General features: G+C 72.9%; 1 protein-coding gene. It reads right to left on the reverse strand.

Annotated features, from left to right (window positions below):
* Nucleotides 1-72: 72 nt before the first annotated feature.
* The coding region (gene tilS / locus DSOL_RS26150; RefSeq protein WP_075367606.1) for a tRNA lysidine(34) synthetase TilS at nt 73-801 on the reverse strand (729 nt) is incomplete at its 5' end.

Consider the following 801-nt stretch of genomic DNA (forward strand, 5'->3'; position numbering starts at 1 on the left):
ATTACCCCCGCCGGCCAGCCCTGTCAATGGTGATTCCCGTCCGGGCCGACCGCCCGGTTGCCGGGAAAAAGACTACGAAGCCGGGGGCCAGCCGGGCCGTCTTGCCGCCTGGAAACTGGAAGGCGCGGCCCGTGGCCCGGCGCGCGACCGCCTCGTCCAGGGCGAACAGCCCGTCGGCCAGGGCCTGGCCCGGCCCAGGGCGGCCAGGGCGCGGCGGTAAAGGCGCAGGCGGGTGGCCGGGTGGGTGGCGGCCAGGGTCGTCCGGGACAGGATTGCCGGGTCCGGGACAGCGGGCAGGCTGGCGGTAAAATAATCGGCGTCCAGGCGGGCCTGCTGCCACAGCCGGGCCGCGGCGTCGAGGTAGCGGGGATTTTCCGCCAGGGCGGCCGGCAGCATGGTGTGGCGCACGCGGTTTCGCAAAAAGGCCGGGTCGCTGTTGGAAGGGTCGCTTAGCGTTGGCAGCCTGAGGGCGGCCACAAAGGCGTCGATGGCGCTTCGGGGCGTGAGCAGGAGTGGACGCAGGATGCGCCGGACCGGATCGGCGGCGGCCATGCCACCCAGGGCCGGCCAGCCGGCACCGCGGGTCAGGCGCATGAACTGGTCCTCGGCCAGGTCGTTCAACTGATGGCCGGTGAGGGTCCAGGCGTCGGGATAGGCGGCGCACAGCCCGGCAAAAAAGGCATAGCGGGCCTGCCGGCCGGCGTCTTCCAGGCCGGTGCGGCGCTCCCGGGCCAGGGCGGCCACATCGGTTCGCTGACTGTGGCACGGGACGCCCAGGCCCTGGCACAGGGCCAGGACGGT

Source organism: Desulfosporosinus metallidurans (assembly GCF_001936615.1).
Lineage (GTDB): Bacteria > Bacillota > Desulfitobacteriia > Desulfitobacteriales > Desulfitobacteriaceae > Desulfosporosinus > Desulfosporosinus metallidurans.